At 63.7% G+C, this 17,564-nt stretch carries 12 protein-coding genes and 1 pseudogene; 2 read left to right on the top strand and 11 right to left on the bottom strand.

Annotated features, from left to right (window positions below; translation table 11 throughout):
* Positions 1-5 precede the first annotated feature (5 nt).
* From ABOC32_RS01355 to ABOC32_RS01320, 8 genes are all read right to left on the bottom strand, one after another.
* Positions 6-2,792 (bottom strand): dermonecrotic toxin domain-containing protein, encoded by a 2,787-nt coding sequence (locus ABOC32_RS01355; RefSeq protein ID WP_426809899.1) that lies wholly within the window; start codon positions 2,790-2,792, stop codon positions 6-8.
* A 67-nt stretch (positions 2,793-2,859) separates the two neighbouring features.
* The gene (locus ABOC32_RS01350) at positions 2,860-3,045 is read right to left on the bottom strand and encodes a hypothetical protein (RefSeq protein WP_426809898.1); all 186 of its coding nucleotides are present in this window, start codon (positions 3,043-3,045) and stop codon (positions 2,860-2,862) included.
* Positions 3,042-4,154: a PepSY-associated TM helix domain-containing protein gene (locus ABOC32_RS01345; protein ID WP_426809897.1), complete on the bottom strand. Its 1,113-nt coding sequence runs from the start codon at positions 4,152-4,154 to the stop codon at positions 3,042-3,044. Before ABOC32_RS01345 ends, ABOC32_RS01350 begins: the two co-directional genes overlap by 4 nt.
* Before the next feature lie 142 nt (positions 4,155-4,296).
* Positions 4,297-6,729: a TonB-dependent siderophore receptor gene (locus tag ABOC32_RS01340; RefSeq protein ID WP_426809896.1), complete on the bottom strand. Its 2,433-nt coding sequence runs from the start codon at positions 6,727-6,729 to the stop codon at positions 4,297-4,299.
* 219 nt (positions 6,730-6,948) lie between these two features.
* A complete protein-coding gene (locus ABOC32_RS01335) occupies positions 6,949-7,905 on the bottom strand; it encodes a FecR domain-containing protein (protein WP_426809895.1) in 957 nt (318 codons plus the stop codon).
* Complete coding sequence (locus ABOC32_RS01330; protein ID WP_234228262.1) at positions 7,902-8,420, bottom strand: RNA polymerase sigma factor; 519 nt, start codon at positions 8,418-8,420, stop codon at positions 7,902-7,904. Before ABOC32_RS01330 ends, ABOC32_RS01335 begins: the two co-directional genes overlap by 4 nt.
* Before the next feature lie 235 nt (positions 8,421-8,655).
* Entirely contained in the window at positions 8,656-9,366 is a 711-nt protein-coding gene (locus tag ABOC32_RS01325) for a 3'-5' exonuclease (RefSeq protein WP_426809894.1), read from the bottom strand.
* Positions 9,363-11,300 (bottom strand): DUF294 nucleotidyltransferase-like domain-containing protein, encoded by a 1,938-nt coding sequence (locus ABOC32_RS01320; protein ID WP_426809893.1) that lies wholly within the window; start codon positions 11,298-11,300, stop codon positions 9,363-9,365. Before ABOC32_RS01320 ends, ABOC32_RS01325 begins: the two co-directional genes overlap by 4 nt.
* Before the next feature lie 116 nt (positions 11,301-11,416).
* Here ABOC32_RS01320 and ABOC32_RS01315 point away from each other — a divergent pair.
* A pseudogene (locus ABOC32_RS01315) lies at positions 11,417-11,955 on the top strand (response regulator).
* A gap of 138 nt (positions 11,956-12,093) precedes the next feature.
* Here the strand turns inward: ABOC32_RS01315 and ABOC32_RS01310 are convergent.
* Positions 12,094-14,271 carry a malate synthase G gene (locus ABOC32_RS01310; RefSeq protein ID WP_086976874.1) on the bottom strand — a complete coding sequence of 726 codons (2,178 nt, stop codon included), beginning with the start codon at positions 14,269-14,271 and terminating at the stop codon, positions 12,094-12,096.
* A 449-nt stretch (positions 14,272-14,720) separates the two neighbouring features.
* On the opposite strand from ABOC32_RS01310, the gene ABOC32_RS01305 reads away from it, so the two are divergent.
* Complete coding sequence (locus tag ABOC32_RS01305) at positions 14,721-15,239, top strand: glycine cleavage system protein R (protein WP_426809892.1); 519 nt, start codon at positions 14,721-14,723, stop codon at positions 15,237-15,239.
* 334 nt (positions 15,240-15,573) lie between these two features.
* On the opposite strand, the gene rarD is transcribed toward ABOC32_RS01305, so the two are convergent.
* On the bottom strand, positions 15,574-16,461 hold the full coding sequence (gene rarD, locus ABOC32_RS01300) for an EamA family transporter RarD (RefSeq protein ID WP_426809891.1): 888 nt from the start codon (positions 16,459-16,461) through the stop codon (positions 15,574-15,576).
* Between the two features lie 64 nt (positions 16,462-16,525).
* The gene (locus ABOC32_RS01295) at positions 16,526-17,500 is read right to left on the bottom strand and encodes a serine/threonine protein kinase (protein ID WP_426809890.1); all 975 of its coding nucleotides are present in this window, start codon (positions 17,498-17,500) and stop codon (positions 16,526-16,528) included.
* Positions 17,501-17,564 lie beyond the last annotated feature (64 nt).

The following is a 17,564-nucleotide window of genomic DNA, read 5'->3' as shown; positions in this document are numbered from 1 at the left end:
GGCCTTCAGCGGGCTGGCAGGGGCTGATCTGGCAATGCCAGCCAGTCGCTGCTGCGCCCTGCCTGGCGAACGCGTATCAGCCACTGGCCATTCTCGTGACGCAACACCGCCCACGGCACCACGCCGGCACTGGTAGCCAAGGCGATTTCCAAGTGGTAGCGATCCGGCAGCAGGTGGCTGCGCACAGGCAGTTGCCCGCCCTTGAGTGCCAGGTACAGCTGGTCGTCCGCCTGGTAGAGCCCTTGTTCGATATTGACAGGGGCGCCTGCCAGTGGTGCTTGTAAGTAACAATCCTGAAGCAGCTGCGGCAGGTCGGGAAGCCCGTCGTACCAGTGCACCGGTGAGTCGATTACCCATTGCCCGTCGGCTTTGCGCTTGACCGGCTGCTGAAGATAGGCATCCGGTTGGTCAGGGTCGATGGCCCGCCAGCGGTAGCCGTCGAAGCTGACCTGGTAATAGCGGTTGTTATCGTCCTTGACGAAGTACAGCGATAGCCCGCCAAACGCCGTGCGCTGTTCGTACACCCCTTCACCGTAGATCCCGTCGATGCGATAGCGCAGGTTGCTGCTGTCCGGTTGCGCCTGGAAGCGCGCGGGCAACGGCAATGGCGGTTGTTTGGGCATGCCACGCAACGAGCGGCGCAGCAGGCCGGAGCCCACATAACTGATCGCTGCATCATTGAGGTGGCTGAGGGCGTTGTAGGCGTGTCGCATCACCCCTTCGGCATCGCCCTGCTTGAGGGCCTCGACGCCGTCCCAGATATCGATGGTCATGCGCCCGATCGACAATGCCATCAGGGCCTGACTGGGCAGCAGCAGGCTGATGAAGTCCACCAGCCGCCAGCTTAGCGCGATGACAGACTCCGCGTTCACTTCCCGGGTCGTCATGCTGTCGGCATCCGCCTGGGCGATCAGCGCCTGTACCTCGGCCAGGTAATAGACGAAGAACAGGTCGTCATTGACCGCAGGTGTTTTCACATGTGTGCCCAGGCGCCCCTTGTCCACAAGGTGCTGCACCGTGGCAGCGGGAAGCAATGGCAGGCGCTGTGCCACGTATGCTTTCAACCGGGGCTGCTGGCGTAGGGTGCGAAGCAGTTCGCGGGTCGTCCGAAAGCGGCGCCAGGCCCTGCGGTCCGGGGCATCCGGGGTATACAACACGCATGCCTGGGACTTGTAGGGGGTGCTATTGAGCAGCAGTACGCCCTGCAGGGTATGGCCCATGATGTCCAAGTGCCGAACGGTGACCGGGTAGCCTGCTACCGGCGCGCGCAAGGCATTGTGCGGTTGGTCCAGCACTGCGCACACCCAGTGGTAGCCATGCTCGAAAGGGTCATCGCCGAAGTGCCCGGCATGGCGCGCCTTGACCGCTTCTGCACGCATGCGCGCCAGGTTTACCCGGCTGTGTGCGGCCTGGCGCCACTTGCCCGCTCTGGAGCTGACAAGTTGGGTGTGCAGGTACTTTGCGTAGCTGTCGCCCACGTTCAGCTCCCGGATCATGCCTTTCACATAGTGCGCAGTGAGCCCGGGCGGCATGGCACTGCCTCGGGCATGGACCATGCGCGCGGTAAGCCAGTAGTCGGTGTCGAACCATGGCAGGTTCTTCAGCGCCAGTTGTTCGAGCGTGTTGCTTTCCTCGACCATTTCCACCATCTCGTTGCCCACGCGCTGCATACCGGCGTAGGTCACGTAGGAGGAGGTGGCGAAGGGATGCATGACAGCGCCGGTACGGCGGGCGCGGACGATACTGACTTGAATTTCGCGAGGGTCTGCGTGGTAGCCCAGGTCATGGCTCAGGCGCTCACGCAGGCGCGCATTGGCCCAGGCCAGCAGGCTGTGGCGTTGCTTGAAGTCGTTGAGGCTCAGCACCCCGGGGGCGGCTGCCCGCTCGGCGGTTGCCACCAGATCCTGCATGGTCTGCATGATATGGCTCAAGCCTTGCGCGGGGGTATTGCGCAGCCAGTTTGGCAGGTTCTTTTCCAGCAAATGCGAGTAGCGTGCCTGCAGAATGGGTTTGGCGCCGACTTCGTGCCGAAGTGCCATGGCCCTGTTCAACCGGGTGTGCCGGTCGGTTGTATCGGTGCCCCACAAAGCGGGTTCACTCAACCGCTGGCGCTGGGCTTCGATCACCCAGTCGACCTGGGCCTCCAGCAGGCTGTCTGCATACCAGTCATAGCGCAGGCGTTGAGACCGGCGAGCACGGTCCGCCTGTTCCTCCAGGTACAGGTGCAACAGTGGCCTGCTCTGGAGAGGGTCTTCCAGGCGTTCGCAGAGTTCTTTGTTCAGGGCGGCAAGGGAATCGAAGGCCTCGATACCCTGTGACAGGCTGCACAGCAAGGCGCTGCCAGTGGCGTCGTCAGCTGTGAGCATAAGGCCCTCGGCGGTACCGGCAATGATGACCAGAGTGCCTGGCAGGTAACTGCGCCAGTTGGGCCGCCGGTGTTCCAGCAGGACCCGGTAGACCTGCGGCCGATTGGTCAGGGGGAGGTGCCGGCGCTGAAAGGGCAGCGGTTGTTCCAGGCAGGCCCGCAACAACCCGGCGGGCCCGCTGGCCAAGGTCTCGTCGTTCAGGCGCAATTCGATTTCGTTCAGCATCAGCGCCTTGCGCAGTATCAGCAGCTGCTGCCTGGGTGTGTTGCCGTGCTCATCGGCCGTGGCCCAGAAACGGGCCAGTTCTGCGTGCAACCTGTTGCGCGTGCCGGGGCTGATGGGTTGTTTGGGGTCGATGCTCGGGAGACCGTCAAGCAGGCCAGCGATCTGCCGGTCGATCTGTTCCAGCCGTTCGAGAGGGCGCATGGGGCTGATCCTTGGTTGAGGAAAGCCCCATGCTTGGCAATACCTGCGGCTGCGAGGTGGTAGCGGGCTAGCGCCGCCGACGCCAGAACAACCCGCGCAGGCTCAGCAGGGCTGGAAGGCCCAGGCCGGCCCAGGCCAGCACATCCCAGCCACCGTCACCGAGCAGCGCGGCGAACAGGCCGAGTAAGCCCAGCAGGGCAATCAGTGCTGGCCAGGCGAAGAGGCGCGCGGTGGATTGCGACTTGTGGCTCATGCACGCGCCTCCCGGTGTTTGCGCTGCTTGCCCCACCACAGGTACAGGCCGCTGCCGAGCACGATGATGGTCAGCACGTCCAGTACGGCCCAGAGGATCTGCATCGGCCGGCCGCCGTAGTCGCCAAAATGCAGCGGCTGCGACAGGCCCATCGCGTCCATGTACCAGGGGCGGTCGCCTACCGCTGTCACTGCCAGGGTGCGGGCGTCGATCAGCACCGGCGTGAACAGGTGCGACGTCAGATGGGTGGCGCCGTTCATGAACACCGCGTAGTGGTGCTCGCTGGAGAAGCGCGTACCGGGGAAGGCGATGAAGTCCGGGCGCATGCCGGGGGCGGCCTGTTCGGCAATCTCCAGCAGGCGTGTGGCGGGCGCGCGCTCGGTGAGCGGCGGGGCATCGCGGTAAGGCGCGACCATGGTGGCCAGGCTGTCGTTGCGCCAGGCGGCGATGACCAGGTCGGACAGGGCGCTGATCACACCGGTCACGCCCACCGTCAACGCCCACGCCAGGGTGACCACGCCGAGCAGGTTGTGCAGGTCGAGCCAGCGCAGGCGGCGGGACTTTTCGTGGCGCACGGTGCCGAAGTCCAGGCGCCGCATGAACGGCGCGTAGAGCACGGTGCCAGAGACAATCGCAACGATGAACAGGATGCCCATGAATGCCAGCAGCAGCTTGCCGGGCAGGCCGGCGAACATGTCCACGTGCAGGCGCAGCATGATCATCATGAAGCCGCCATTGGCAGCCGGCATGGCCACTGCTTCGCCGGTGCGGGCGTCGAGCATGAAGGTGTGCGACAGGTTGGGGTCGGTGCCAGCGGTGGCGGCGGTGATGGCTACAACGCCGTTGGGTTCGTCTTCTTCGTAGCCGAAGTACTGCACGACCTCGCCGGGGCGGTGTTGCTCGGCTTTCAGCACAAGCTGCTGCAGGTCGAGGTGTGGGGTACCTGCTGGCATTTCGCGCAGTTCGGGGGCATCGCCGAGCAGGTGTTCGAGTTCGTGGTGGAAGATCAGCGGCAGGCCGGTGAGGGCCAGCAACAACAGGAACAGGGTACAGACCAGGCTGCTCCAGGTGTGGACCACGGACCAGCGGCGGATGGTTGGGCTTTTCATCACGGTACCGATTTTTGTCTGTTGGAACCTGGGGCTGCCTTGCAGCCCATTCGCAGCACAAGGCTGCTCATACATGAGAATGCGATCCCTTGTAGGAGCAGCCTTGTGCTGCGAACGGGCCGCAACGCGGCCCCCAGCTCACTCAGAACTTGTAAGTGGCGCTGGCAACAACGCTGCGCTCATCGCCGTAGTAGCAGTAGTACGAGTCACAGGTAGAGAGGTAATCCTTGTTCAGCAGGTTGGTGGCATTGACCGCCACCGACGCGCCCTTCAGGCTGCTGTTCAGGCGGCCCAGGTCGTAATGCACCGAGGCATCGAACACGGTGTAGGCCTTGGCCTTGCCCAGGTAGGTATTGCCCTGGTCACCGTAGGTATTGCCGGTGTAGCGCGCGCCCAGGCCGATGCCGAAGCCGTCGAGCACGCCGGAGTGCCAGGTGTAGTCACTCCACACCGAGGCTTGCTGGTTAGGCATCAATTGCAGGCGGTTACCCTTGTAGATGCCGTCCTGCACTTCAGATTTGGCCAGGGTGTAAGCGGCAATCACTTTCAGGTTTTCGGTAACGTCGGAAACCGCTTCAAGCTCAAGGCCATGGACTTTCACTTCGCCGGTCTGGCTGGTGACGGTTACGCCACCCACGTTGTTGGTGACCGAGACGTTCTTCTGGGTCAGGTCATACACAGCTGCCGAAAGCAGGGTGTTGGAGCCCGGTGGCTGGTACTTGACGCCCAACTCCCACTGCTGGCCTTCGGTCGGCTTGAACGACTCGGTCGCAGAAGCGCTGGCATTGCTGGCAGGTTGGAACGACTCGGCATACGAAAGGTACGGCACGAAGCCCGAATCGAACACGTAGCTGATGGCCGCGTTGCCGCTGAACTTCTTGTCGCGCTGGGTATTGGTGGCATCACCCTGGTTGAGATACCGGGTACCGGTGTGTACCCAGTCCTCACGACCGCCCAAGGTCAGGCGCCAGTTGCCGAGCGCCATCTGGTCCTGCACATACAGGCCGGTCTGACGGGATTTCTGGTTGTAGTCGTAGAACGCCGTGGAGCGGTCCGGGCGGGTGATCGGCACCCCGTAGACCGGGTTGTTGACGTTGCTGTCCGGCACGTTGAAGCCGAATATCGACAGGTAGTTGGTGTTGATGCGCTGGTGGTCCAGGCCGAGCAGCAGGGTGTGGGTGATGTCGCCGGTGGCGAAATCGGCCTGGAAGTTGTTGTCCACGGCGAACTGGCTGATGTCTTCGTCCGTGTTGGTGGACATGCGGCTGACCGTACCATCGTCTTTCACCGGGCCACCGGGCTGGTAGTAGCTGCCTGGCGTGATGGTCTGGAACGCCAGGTCTGTCTTGGTGTAACGCAAATTCTGACGGAACTGCCACACGTCATTGATGCGGTGTTCGAAGGCGTAGCCCAGCGCGTAGTAGGTACGGTCGTAGAACTCGTAGTCCGGGTCACCGAGGTTCTTGTGGTGCGAGATCTTGCCGAACGGCATGTCGATCTTGGTGCCCTGGATTGGCCGGAACTGGCTGGTGGCGCCGGTATCGTCGCGGGTGAACTGGGTCAGCAAGGTCAGCGTAGTGTCCTCGTCGATGTTCCAGGTCAGGCTCGGGGCGATGTTGTAGCGCTTGTCGTCGATGTGGTCGATCTGCGTGCCGCCGTCGCGGATCACACCGCTGACGCCGTAAAGGAAGCGGCCTTCATCGTCGATCTTGCCAGTGCTGGCGAAGTTGATCTGGCGATGGTTGTCGCTGCCGTACTGCACTTCAATCTCGTGCTCGCTTTCGGCTTGTGGGCGGCGGCTGACCATGTCCAGCAGGCCGCCGGGCGGTGTTTGGCCATAGATCGAGGAGGCCGGGCCACGCAGCAGGGCGAGGCGGTCGAGGTTCCAGGTTTCGGCTTTCGGGTTGGCGTACACCCCGCGTGGCAGCGGCAGGCCATCGAGGAACTGGGTGGGCTCGAAGCCGCGCACGCGCATCCAGTCATACCGGGTGTCGCTGCCGAAACTGGCCGACACGATGCCCGGCATGTAGCGCACGGCGTCATCCAGGCTGTGCACGCCGCGGTCTTTCATCTGCTCACGGGTGGCGACGGAAATGGAGCGTGGGACTTCGACCAGCGCGGTATCGGTCTTGGTGCCGGCAGCAGTGCGCTTGGCCACATAACCTTCGACCGGGCCCCAGGCGCTTTCGCTGGCGCTGGCGGCATCGATGGTGGTTACCGGCAACGCGAGGCTGCCGTCCGGTACGGCCACCAGGCTATAGCTGCCTACGCTGCTTTGCTGCAATTGCAGGCCAGTGCCGCGCAGGGCCGCTTGCAGGGCACCGAGGCCGTCGTACTGGCCGCTTACCGGGGCCGAAGTGCGGCCGCTGACCAGTGCCGGGTCGATGGCCAGGGCAATGGCGGCCTGGCTGGCGATCTGGTTCAGGGTGGTGGCTAGCGGCGCGCTGGGCAGGTTGTAGGCGCGAGCAGTGGATTGCTCGGCGGCGAACAAGGCAGGGCTGGTCAGCGGGGCAGCCAGGCCGATGGCCAGGGCCATCAGACTGGGGCGCAGGATACGATCAACGGCACGGGACATGCGGCGGTTCCTCGACGGGTAAGTGCTTGCTGCTTCCTTGCCGAGCGAGATTTGAAAAGTGACAGGGCGAATCTGAAAAAAAGTGAGAATTATTTGGAATTGATGTTTTCCTGCACTGGCCTCTTCGCGGGCTTGCCCGCTCCCACAAATACCCCCAAGTCTCAAGCGCCGTGGTGTACCTGTGGGAGCGGGCAAGCCCGCGAAGAGGCCGGTACAGGTCTACCTGGGAACGACGTTGACCCACCACTGGGTATGCCGCTCGATCTTCACCGGCAAGGCCGGCACCAGCGACTCCAGCGCCAGGTCGGTGTTGGTCAGCGGGAAGCTGCCTGTCACGCGCAAATCGGCGACCTGCTCGTCCACCCCGAGGTGGCCGCTGCGGTACTTGCCAAGGGCAGCCAGCAAGTCGCCCAGGCGTACGTTGTCCACCACCAGCATGCCGCGGGTCCAGGCGTCGGCCCCGACCGGTACGGCGCCGACCTGGCCAAGGCCGTTGGCGTTCATCAGCACCTGCTGGCCTTCGCGCAGCACGTGTTCGTCGCCGCTGTTGTGCGGCATGGCGGCGACCGAGGCTTGCAGCACTTCCAGGCGGGTACCGCCGGTTTCGCGGCGCACCAGGAAGCGCGTGCCCAAAGGCCGCAGGCGGCCATCGTCGGTGCGTACCAGCAGCGGACGCGGGTCCTGGTGACCGGTTTCGACCGAGATCTCGCCCTGGTGCAGCACGATTACCCGCTGCTCGCCGGCGTAGTCGATGTCTACGGCGGTGTGGGTGTTCAGGCTCAGCAGTGTGCCGTCTTCAAGGCGCAGGGTACGCAGCTCACCGGTAGCGGTACGCTGGTCGGCCAGCCAGTAGCTTGGGGCCAGCGATGGTGCGCCGACCCAGGCCAGCAGCGAACCCAGCATGAACATGCCGGCCAATCCGCCGCCAACTTTGCCGATGCGTCGACTCAGGCTGGCGCGCGATTGCAGCAAAGCCTGGCGTGCCGGGCCGGCCGCTGCGCTGACGCGCTGGTCCATGGCACCCAACTGGCGCCAGGCACGGGCGTGTTCTTCGCTGGCGGCATGCCAGCGCATGAACGCATTGCGTTCATCAGGCGTGCCGCTGGTGTCTCCGAGGCTGAGCTTCCAGGCGATGGCGGCTTCCAGGACCCGGGACGAAACCGGTGCGTTGCTCACGTCGGCTCCCCGTACAGGGCCACGTAGCACTGGCGCATGCCTTGGGCGATGTACTGGCGCACCCGCGACACCGACACACCCAGGCGTTCGGCAATTTCGGCATGGCCCATGCCGTCCAGGCGGTTGTGCAGGAATGCCGCGCGGGCCTTGCTCGAGAGCTTGCCGAGCAGACGGTCGATGGCCTTGAGGTCCTCGAGGATCAGCAGCTGCACTTCCGGGGACGGTTGTTCGGCTTCCGGGATCAGTGCCAGCTCGGCCAGGTAGGCCTGTTCCAGCGCGGCGCGGCGGAAGTGGTCGAACATCAGCCCTTTGGCCACGGCGGCCAGGAACGCGCGGGGTTCGCGGGGCGTGTCCAGCTGCTCACGGCCGAGCAGGCGCACGAAGGTGTCCTGGCTCAGGTCTTCGGCACGTTGGCGGCAGGCCATGCTGCGTTGCAGCCAGGCGAGCAGCCAGCCGCGGTGGTCGCGGTACAGCGTACCGACCAGATCGGCGTGTGGGCTCTGTGCTGAAGACAAGCAGCGTCCCCCCGGAACGAATGCATTAACTAACGATAATTATTCGCGATTGTTGCAGAGGGGAGGGGGTGGGTGCAATGGACGCTTATCGGATTGCCATCACTAGGGATGTGTTGCCTGTGCCGGCCTCTTCGCGGGTAAACCCGCTCCCACAAGATTTCATCGGCCTCACGGGTAGCGCAGTCCCTGTGGGAGCGGGCGTGCCCGCGAAGAGGCCAGCAAAGCCAATACAAAGCTAAAGGCCGTGACTCTGCACGTTACGCCTGCGCCACCCCCGCAACCGCTGCTCCAGCTGCAACGGGCTGTCCAGCTGCTGGCGCCGGGCCTGGCTGAACAGGATCAGCGCCAGCTCTGCCGTCACCTGGGCATCGGCACTGGCATGGTGGCGCTCTTCCACCTGCAAACCAAACCGCGCCACCCAGTCATCCAGCCCGGCCTCGCGCAGCACCGTGTCGGGGTTGAGCATCGGCGCCAGTTCGGCAACGTCGAGGAACAGTGACTGCAGGCGATGCCCAAGGCTCTCCTTCAGGGCACGGGCCAGCATGCGCTGGTCGAAGGGTGCGTGAAACGCCAGCACCGGGCTGTTGCCAATGAAATCGAGCAAGTCGAGCAAGGCCTCGGCCGGGTCGCAACCGGCGGCCAGGGCGCTGGGGCCCAGGCCATGAATCAGCACGCTGGCGTTGGTCTTCTGCAAAGGCCTGTGCAGGGTGCGTTCGAACTGCTGGGCAAAATCAATGGCGCCGTCTTCGATGGCCACTGCGCCAATCGACAACACCTGGTCCCGGTTGGGGTTGAGCCCGCTGGTTTCCAGGTCCAGCACCACCCAGCGCTGTTCGCGCAGGGTGCATACCCCCAGCGGCGCGGGCTTGGGCAACCGGCTCAGGCGCTGGCGTGTGGCGTGGTCCAGTTCGGGCGCGCTGGGGCGCAGCCAGGCGAACAGGCTCATAGCTGGTACCGCAGGGCCAGGCTGCTTTGCAGGCGCTGGGCCTGGCGCAGTGCCTCGCGCAGGATGCGCCGGTCGAGGTGGTTGAGGCTGTCCGGGTCCAGGCGGTTGGAGTAAGGCAGGTTGTCGCGGGCCTGGCGCTGGTGCTGTTGCATGCGGGTTTGCTGGATGAAGTGGTAAGCCTCTTCATAGGCCGCGCCATCCAGTGGCTCGATCACGCCTTGGGCCACCAGCTGGCGCAGCCGCTCCAGGGTATTGCAGGCACCGACGCCATTGGCCAACGCCAATAGCCGGGCACCGTCGACGAAGGGCGTCAGGCCCTGGACCTTGAGGTCGAGGGTGGCGGCCTTGTCATTGCCCTGACGGGTCAGCACGAACTCGCGCAGGCGGCCCACCGGCGGGCGCTGGCGCAAGGCGTTATCGGCCAGCATGCGCTGGAAGATGCGGTTGTCGGCCACCTGCTCCAGCAGGCGTTGGCGCAGTTGTTCGCAACCTTGCTCATCGCCCCACACCACGCGCAGGTCGAAGTAGATGCTCGAACCCAGCAGGTTCTCCGGGCTGGCTTCACGCACAAAGCCGGCAAAGCGCCGCGCCCATTCGCTGCGCGACAGGCACAAGTCAGGGTTGCCGGCCATGACGTTGCCCTTGCACAGGGTAAAGCCGCACTGGGCCAGGCACTGGTTGATGTATTGCGCCAGCGGCAGCAGGCGGGCACGTATGGCGTCGGCTTCAGCGCTGTCGGCGGCTTCGAAGAGGATGCCGTTGTCCTGGTCGGTGTGCAGGGTCTGCTCGCGGCGCCCTTCGCTGCCAAAGCACAACCAGCTGAACGGCACGCCCGGGTCACCGCGCTCGGCCAGTGCCAGCTCGATTACCCGGCACACGGTGTGGTCGTTGAGCAGGGTGATGATCTGGGTGATCTGCGTCGACGACGCGCCATGGGCCAGCATGCGTTCCACAAGCTGGCTGATTTCCCCGCGCAGCGAGACCAGGGTGTCCAGCCGGGGCGCATGGCGGATGGTACGTGCCAGGTGCACCAGGTCGACCCGTTGCAGCGAGAACAGGTCACGCTCGGACACCACCCCGCACAGGCGCCGGTTTTCCACCAGGCACACGTGGGCGATATGCCGCTCGGTCATGGCCATGGCCGCGTCGAAGGCGCTGGCCTGAGGGCTGAGGTAGAAGGGTTTGACCGTCATGTGCCGCTCAATGGGGGCGCCCAGGTCGGCATCCGCCGAGGCCACCACCTGGCGCAGGTCGCGCAGGGTGAAGATGCCGGTGGGGTAGCGCTGCGGGTCGACCACCACGATGCTGCCGACCTGCTGTTCGTGCATCAACCGTACGGCTTCGCGCAGCGGGGTTTGTGCAGTGCACACCACCGGGTGCCGCATGGCCAGTTCACCCAGGGGCGTGTTCAGCGAATACTGGGTGCCGAGGGTTTCCACAGCGCGCTGGCGCACCTGCTGGTTGACCTGGTCGAGCAGGCTGCTGACCCCGCGCAGGGCAAAATCCCTGAACACTTCAGACATCGAGAACACGCGGATGAACGCGGCCTTGTTCAACTGCAGGCAGAAGGTGTCTTCACCGGCCAGGTGCTCGGTGCGGGTCGCCCGCTCGCCCAGCAGGGCGGCCAAGGGGAAGCATTCGCCACTGGTGATTTCGAAGGTGGTCTCCACGCCAGGCCTGACCAGGTGCTGGCGCTCGCCAACCACGCGGCCCTGCTTGACGATGTAGAAGTGCTCGACCGGCCCGTCGGCAGGTTTGACGATGCTTTCGCCGCAGGCATAGAACCGCAGCTGGCACTGCTCGACCAGGTAGGCCAGGTGGCTGTGCTCCATCTGGTTGAACGGCGGAAAGCGCTGCAGGAACTGCAGGGTGCCTTGGATGTTCTGCAGTACTGCTGTTCTGCCCGCCTGGCTGTAGGCGTCCTTTTTGCTCATGAAACTGACCGTATCGCTACGCCGAACTATATATATCTATATATAGGTGCCGGCCTTGTTGTTCTCTGCCTCCATGGTCGGCTTGCGGCGGGGTGGTGCCCATTGGACGTAAGTCTATGAACGCCCCTGTCAAAGACCCGACGAAAGGCGAATCGGGTGACGCAAGTAATGTGGTCCTAATGCTGAAGCGGAATTTTTTGACGAGATGGCCATGCCTGAGCAAACCGACATCCTGAGCGACGCCGAGCGTGAGGCCTTGGCCGTGGTGAGTGCGCCAGTGGCGCCCAAACCGTTGGTGCTGGTGGTGGATGACAACGCGGTCAACCGCGAGGCGCTGATCCTGTACCTGAAAAGCCGGGGCATCGATGCGGTGGGGGCGGACGGCGCGGAAGAAGCCAGGTTGTACCTGCATTATCAGCAGCGGATCAGTTTGATGATCACGGATTTACGCATGCAGCCAGAAGATGGCCTGGATTTGATCCGCACGATTCGTGAGTCGGAGCGGGCGGCGTTGTCGATCATCGTGGTGTCGGGCGACACCGATGTGAAAGAGGCGGTGGACGTGATGCACCTGGGGGTGGTGGACTTCCTGCTCAAGCCGGTGGACCTGGGCAAGCTGTTGGAGCTGGTGAAGAAGGAATTGAAATTGGAGTAAGCACAGGCCTGTTCCGGCCTCATCGCCGGCAAGCCAGCTCCCACAAAGACCGCACAGATTTCAAGGCCTGTGCAGTCCCTGTGGGAGCTGGCTTGCCGGCGATAGGGCCGCAAAGCGGCCCCCTTGCACAAATGCTACTTACAACCCGTTACGCGCCTTGAACTCGCGGCGACGGCGGTGCAGCACCGGCTCGGTGTAGCCGTTCGGCTGCTTGCCACCTTCCACCACCAGCTCTACAGCGGCCTGGAACGCGACGTTGTCGTCGAAGTTCGGCGCCATGGGGCGGTACAGGGCGTCACCGGCGTTCTGCTGGTCGACCACCACGGCCATGCGCTTGAGGCTTTCCAGTACCTGATCCTGGCTGACCACGCCATGGCGCAGCCAGTTGGCCAGCAGCTGGGCCGAAATACGCAGGGTGGCACGGTCTTCCATCAGGCCGACGTTGTTGATGTCCGGCACCTTCGAGCAACCCACACCCTGGTCGATCCAGCGCACCACGTAGCCGAGGATGCCCTGGGCGTTGTTGTCCAGTTCGTTGCGGATTTCTTCGTCCGACCAGTTGGTGTCGGCGGCCAGCGGGATGGCCAGGATGTCGTCCACCGATGCCGGGGTACGCGAAGCCAGTTCACGCTGGCGCGCCTGTACGTCCACCTTGTGGTAGTGCAGGGCGTGCAGGGTGGCGGCAGTCGGCGACGGCACCCAGGCGGTGTTGGCACCGGCCAGCGGGTGGGCGATCTTCTGCTCGAGCATGGCAGCCATCAGGTCGGGCATGGCCCACATGCCTTTGCCGATTTGCGCACGGCCTTGCAGGCCGGTGGCCAGGCCAACGTCGACGTTGTTGTTCTCGTAGGCGCCGATCCACTTCTCGTTCTTCATGGCACCTTTGCGCACCACGGCGCCGGCTTCCATCGAGGTGTGGATTTCATCGCCAGTGCGGTCGAGGAAGCCGGTGTTGATGAACGCTACGCGCTCGGCGGCTGCCTTGATGCAGGACTTGAGGTTGACCGTGGTACGGCGTTCCTCGTCCATGATGCCGACCTTGACGGTGTTGCGTGGCATGCCCAGCAGGTCTTCGACCTGGCTGAAGATTTCGGCGGCGAAAGCGACTTCCTCCGGGCCGTGCATCTTCGGCTTGACGATGTACACGCTGCCGCTGCGGGTGTTCTTGCGGCTGGTATTGCCGTTGAGGTTGTGCAGGGCGATCAGGTTGGTGAACAGGCCGTCCTGGATACCTTCGGGGATTTCGTTGCCTTGGGCATCGAGGATTGCCGGGTTGGTCATCAGGTGGCCAACGTTACGCACGAACAGCAGCGAACGGCCGTGCAGGGTCACGCTGCCGCCATTGGGCGCGGCGTACTCGCGGTCCGGGTTCATGGTGCGGGTGAAGGTTTTGCCACCCTTGCTCACGGTTTCGGCCAGGTCGCCTTTCATCAGGCCCAGCCAGTTGCGGTAGACGACGACCTTGTCGTCGGCGTCGACGGCGGCAACCGAGTCTTCGCAGTCCATGATGGTGGTCAGTGCCGATTCCATCAGGATGTCTTTGACGCTGGCGGCGTCGGTGCTGCCGACCGGGGTGTTGGCATCGACCTGGATTTCGAAGTGCAGGCCGTTGTGCTTGAGCAGCACCGCGGTTGGTGCGGCGGCGTCACCGTGGAAGCCGATGAGCTGGGCGTCGTCACGCAGGCCGCTGTTGCTGCCGCCTTTCAGCGCAACAACCAGCTTGCCGCCTTCGATGCGGTAGCCGGTGGAATCAACGTGGGAGCCGGCAGCCAGTGGCGCGGCCTCGTCGAGGAAGGCGCGGGCGAAGGCGATGACCTTGTCGCCACGGACCTTGTTGTAACCCTGGCCTTTTTCGGCGCCGCCTTCATCACTGATGGCGTCGGTGCCGTACAGGGCGTCATACAGCGAACCCCAGCGGGCGTTGGCAGCGTTCAGGGCGAAGCGGGCGTTCATGACCGGCACCACCAGCTGCGGGCCGGCCATGTGGGCGATTTCTTCGTCCACGTTCTGGGTGGTGGCCTGGAAATCGTCGGCTTGTGGCAGCAGGTAGCCGATTTCCTGGAGGAATGCTTTGTAGGCTACGGCGTCGTGTGCCTGGCCTTTGCGTGCCTGGTGGTAGGCGTCGATCTTGGCTTGCAGCTCGTCGCGCTTGGCGAGCAGGGCTTTGTTCTTTGGAGCGAGGTCATTGATGATCTTCTCTGCACCCGCCCAGAACTGCTCGGCGACGATGCCGGTCCCGGGGATGGCTTCGTTGTTCACGAAGTCGTACAGGACCTTGGCGACCTGAAGGCCACCGACTTGAACGTATCCAGTCATTGCTTGCCTCACTCTGCTCAGCTATTTCGCTCTTCTGTATTAAGCCTGTAGCGCTTCTCTAAACACGGCACCAGTGCGTGCTCCCGGGTTGTACCGGGCGCGGCTGGGTGCGGCTTGCCAGACAGGCCGGCAGGCAGTGTGCGTATTTTCACAGGCGCCTTGGCAGACATCCAAACGACGTTTTGTAGTCCGCGCCACGGGATACTACATGAAGCAGTAGGCGGGGCAAAATCAGACTAAAAGCGCCGTTATGCGACCCGTTGGTCGCGTATGGTCACGCTGGGAGTGGGTATGTTCGCAAAAAACAGGTGGATTGTTCCAGATAAATCTTGAAACAGTACACGATTCGTTGTGCTGGCCGCCCTGCGGCAGGTTGCCGCGCCTTGCCTATACTGAGTCGATCCCCCGATTTTCTGCCGCCGGGCGCGGTCCGACACGAGGAAGGGCTTGTGGATCATCTTGTACTGACTGTTATTGCCCCTGACAAGGCCGGCCAGGTCGAACGCATTGCCCAGTGCATCGCCGACCACAGTGGCAACTGGCTGGAAAGCCGCATGTCGCGTATGGCCGGGCAGTTTGCCGGCATCTTGCGGGTGGCGGTGCCGGCTGAAAATTACGCTGAACTGGTGGCGTCGTTGCAGGGGTTGGCCCGGTATGACATTCGCGTGCTGATTGCCGAGAGCGGCATCGAGCCGTCGTGTACCTGGAAGCCGATTGCCATGGAGCTGGTGGGTAATGACCGGCCGGGGATCGTGCGGGACATTACCCGGTTGCTGGCGGATCTGGGGGTGAACCTTGAGCGGTTTACCACGGAGGTGCGGCCGGCACCGATGAGCAGCGAGCCGCTGTTTCATGCCGATGCATTGCTGGCGCTGCCGTTGACACTTTCGCTGGATGAACTGCAGCTGAAGCTGGAGAGCCTGGCGGATGATTTGATGGTGGAGTTGAACTTGCGGGCGGAGGATTGATTCGGGATTGCCGGGGCTGCCTTGCAGCCCATTCGCAGCACAAGGCTGCTCCTACAGGAGTTATGCATTCCCCTGTAGGAGCAGCCTTGTGCTGCGAATGGGCTGCAAGGCAGCCCCTTGGGGTTATCCCGATATCACGGGGAAGGCCCTGTGGATAACCTGGGGGCGTACCTCTCCAGCCCAGGTATCCTGTGCCTTGCACAGTTCTGATCAAAAAACACCCAATAATCAGCAGCTTGTGCACAAAGCACGGGGACGAGGGTGTGGATAACCTTTGGAGATGTCTCTGCAGGCCCCGAACCGCATGGCTTGCAGAGTTTTGATCGTTTTTTGATCAGCTGCGCTTGCGCAAATTCATCCACGCATCGACGCTGTAGATCGCCAAACCTGCCCAGATGAACATGAACGCCACCAAGGTGCTCGACGACAAATGCTCATCGAATAGCAGTACGGCCTGCAACAGCACCAGGGTGGGCGCCAGGTATTGCAGGAAGCCCAGGGTGGTATACGGCAGGTGCCGGGCCGCAGCGTTGAAGCACACCAGCGGTATCAGCGTCACCGGCCCGGCCGCCATCAACCACAGTGCTTCGCTGCTGGTGTAGAACGCCCCCTGGGCACTCATCGCCGCCGGGTGTAGCAGCAGCCAGCCAAGGGCCAGCGGCACCAGCATCCAGGTTTCCACCACCAGGCCCGGCAATGCCGCCACTGGCGCCTGTTTGCGAATCAGCCCATAGAAGCCGAAGCTCAGCGCCAGCACCAACGACACCCAAGGCAGGCTCCCCACTTGCCACACCTGCTGGGCCACGCCCACGGCGGCCATGCCCACCGCCAGCCATTGCAGGCGGCGCAGGCGCTCGCCAAGAATCAGCATGCCCAGCAACACATTGACCAGTGGGTTGATGTAGTAACCCAGGCTGGCTTCGAGCATGCGCCCGTTGTTCACCGACCACACGTAAGTCAGCCAGTTACCGGCAATCAGTGTTCCGCTCAGCGCCAGGACACCCAGCCGGCGCGGGTTGTCGCGCAGTTCGCGCCACCAGCCGGGGTGTTTCCACACCAGTAGCAGCAGCGAGCCGAACAGTGCCGACCAGAGCACCCGGTGGACAATGATCTCCACCGCCGGCACGCTCTGGATCGCTTTGAAGTACAGGGGGAACAGGCCCCAGATGATGTAGGCACTGAGGCCCAAGATGTACCCGCGACGCGGGTTTGCGGCGTGCATGCAGAATCCTTGCTTAGGTAGCTAAATAAAGCGACACCTATTGTAGACAGAGGCAGGCATGCTTCTAGAACAATTTCAGCGGCGCTTCATCCAGCGCGGCCATTTGCTCGCGCAGGGCGAGAATCTGGTCGCCCCAGTAGCGGGGTTGGCCGAACCACGGGAAGCTGGGCGGGAACGCCGGGTCGCTCCAGCGCCTTGCCAGCCATGCGCTGTAGTGCAACTGGCGCAGGGCACGCAGGGGCTCGATCAGCGTCAGTTCGCGCGGGTCGAAGTCGTGGAACTCGTTGTAGCCGTCAATCAGCTCGGCCAGTTGCCCCAGGCGCTCCTCGCGGCTGCCGGCCAGCATCATCCACAGGTCTTGCACTGCCGGGCCCATGCGGCAGTCGTCGAGGTCGACCACGTGGTACACCTCGTCACGGTGCATCAGGTTGCCGGGGTGAAGGTCGCCGTGCAGGCGGATGAGCTTGTGCGGTGTGCGGGCGTAGATATCCTCGACACGTTTCAGCAGGTCGCGGGCCACGGATTCGAAGGCCGGCAACAGTTCGCGAGGGACAAAACCACCGTCCAGCAAGGTGTTCAGCGAGGCGTGGCCAAAGTTGTCCACAGCCAGGGCCTCACGGTGCTCGAAGGGTTTGGTGGCGCCCACGGCATGCAGGCGGCCGAGCAACTGGCCAAGGCGGTAGAGCTGGTCGAGGTTGCCCGGCTCGGGGGCATGGCCGCCGCGGCGGGGGAACAGGGTGAAACGGAAGCCCTGGTGTTCGAACAAGGTGCGGCCGTCGTGCTGCATCGGCGCAACCACCGGCACTTCGCAGTCGGCGAGTTCGGCGGTGAAGCTATGTTCTTCGAGGATGGCCGCATCGCTCCAGCGGCCTGGGCGGTAGAACTTGGCGATCAGCGGCTGCGCGTCTTCGATGCCCACCTGATAGACGCGGTTCTCGTAGCTGTTCAGTGCCAGCACCCGTGCATCGCTGAGAAAGCCGATACTTTCCACGGCGTCCAGGACCAGGTCGGGGGTGAGGGTGTCGAAGGGGTGGGACATGGTGACTCCGGAGGGTAAGCAGCGTGGGGCCATGGTAGCGCGTTCCGCCTGCGCCGGCCTCTTC

This window comes from Pseudomonas sp. WOUb67, assembly GCF_050058005.1.
Taxonomy (GTDB): domain Bacteria; phylum Pseudomonadota; class Gammaproteobacteria; order Pseudomonadales; family Pseudomonadaceae; genus Aquipseudomonas; species Aquipseudomonas putida_R.
This window is presented reverse-complemented; position numbering and strand designations above follow the sequence as displayed.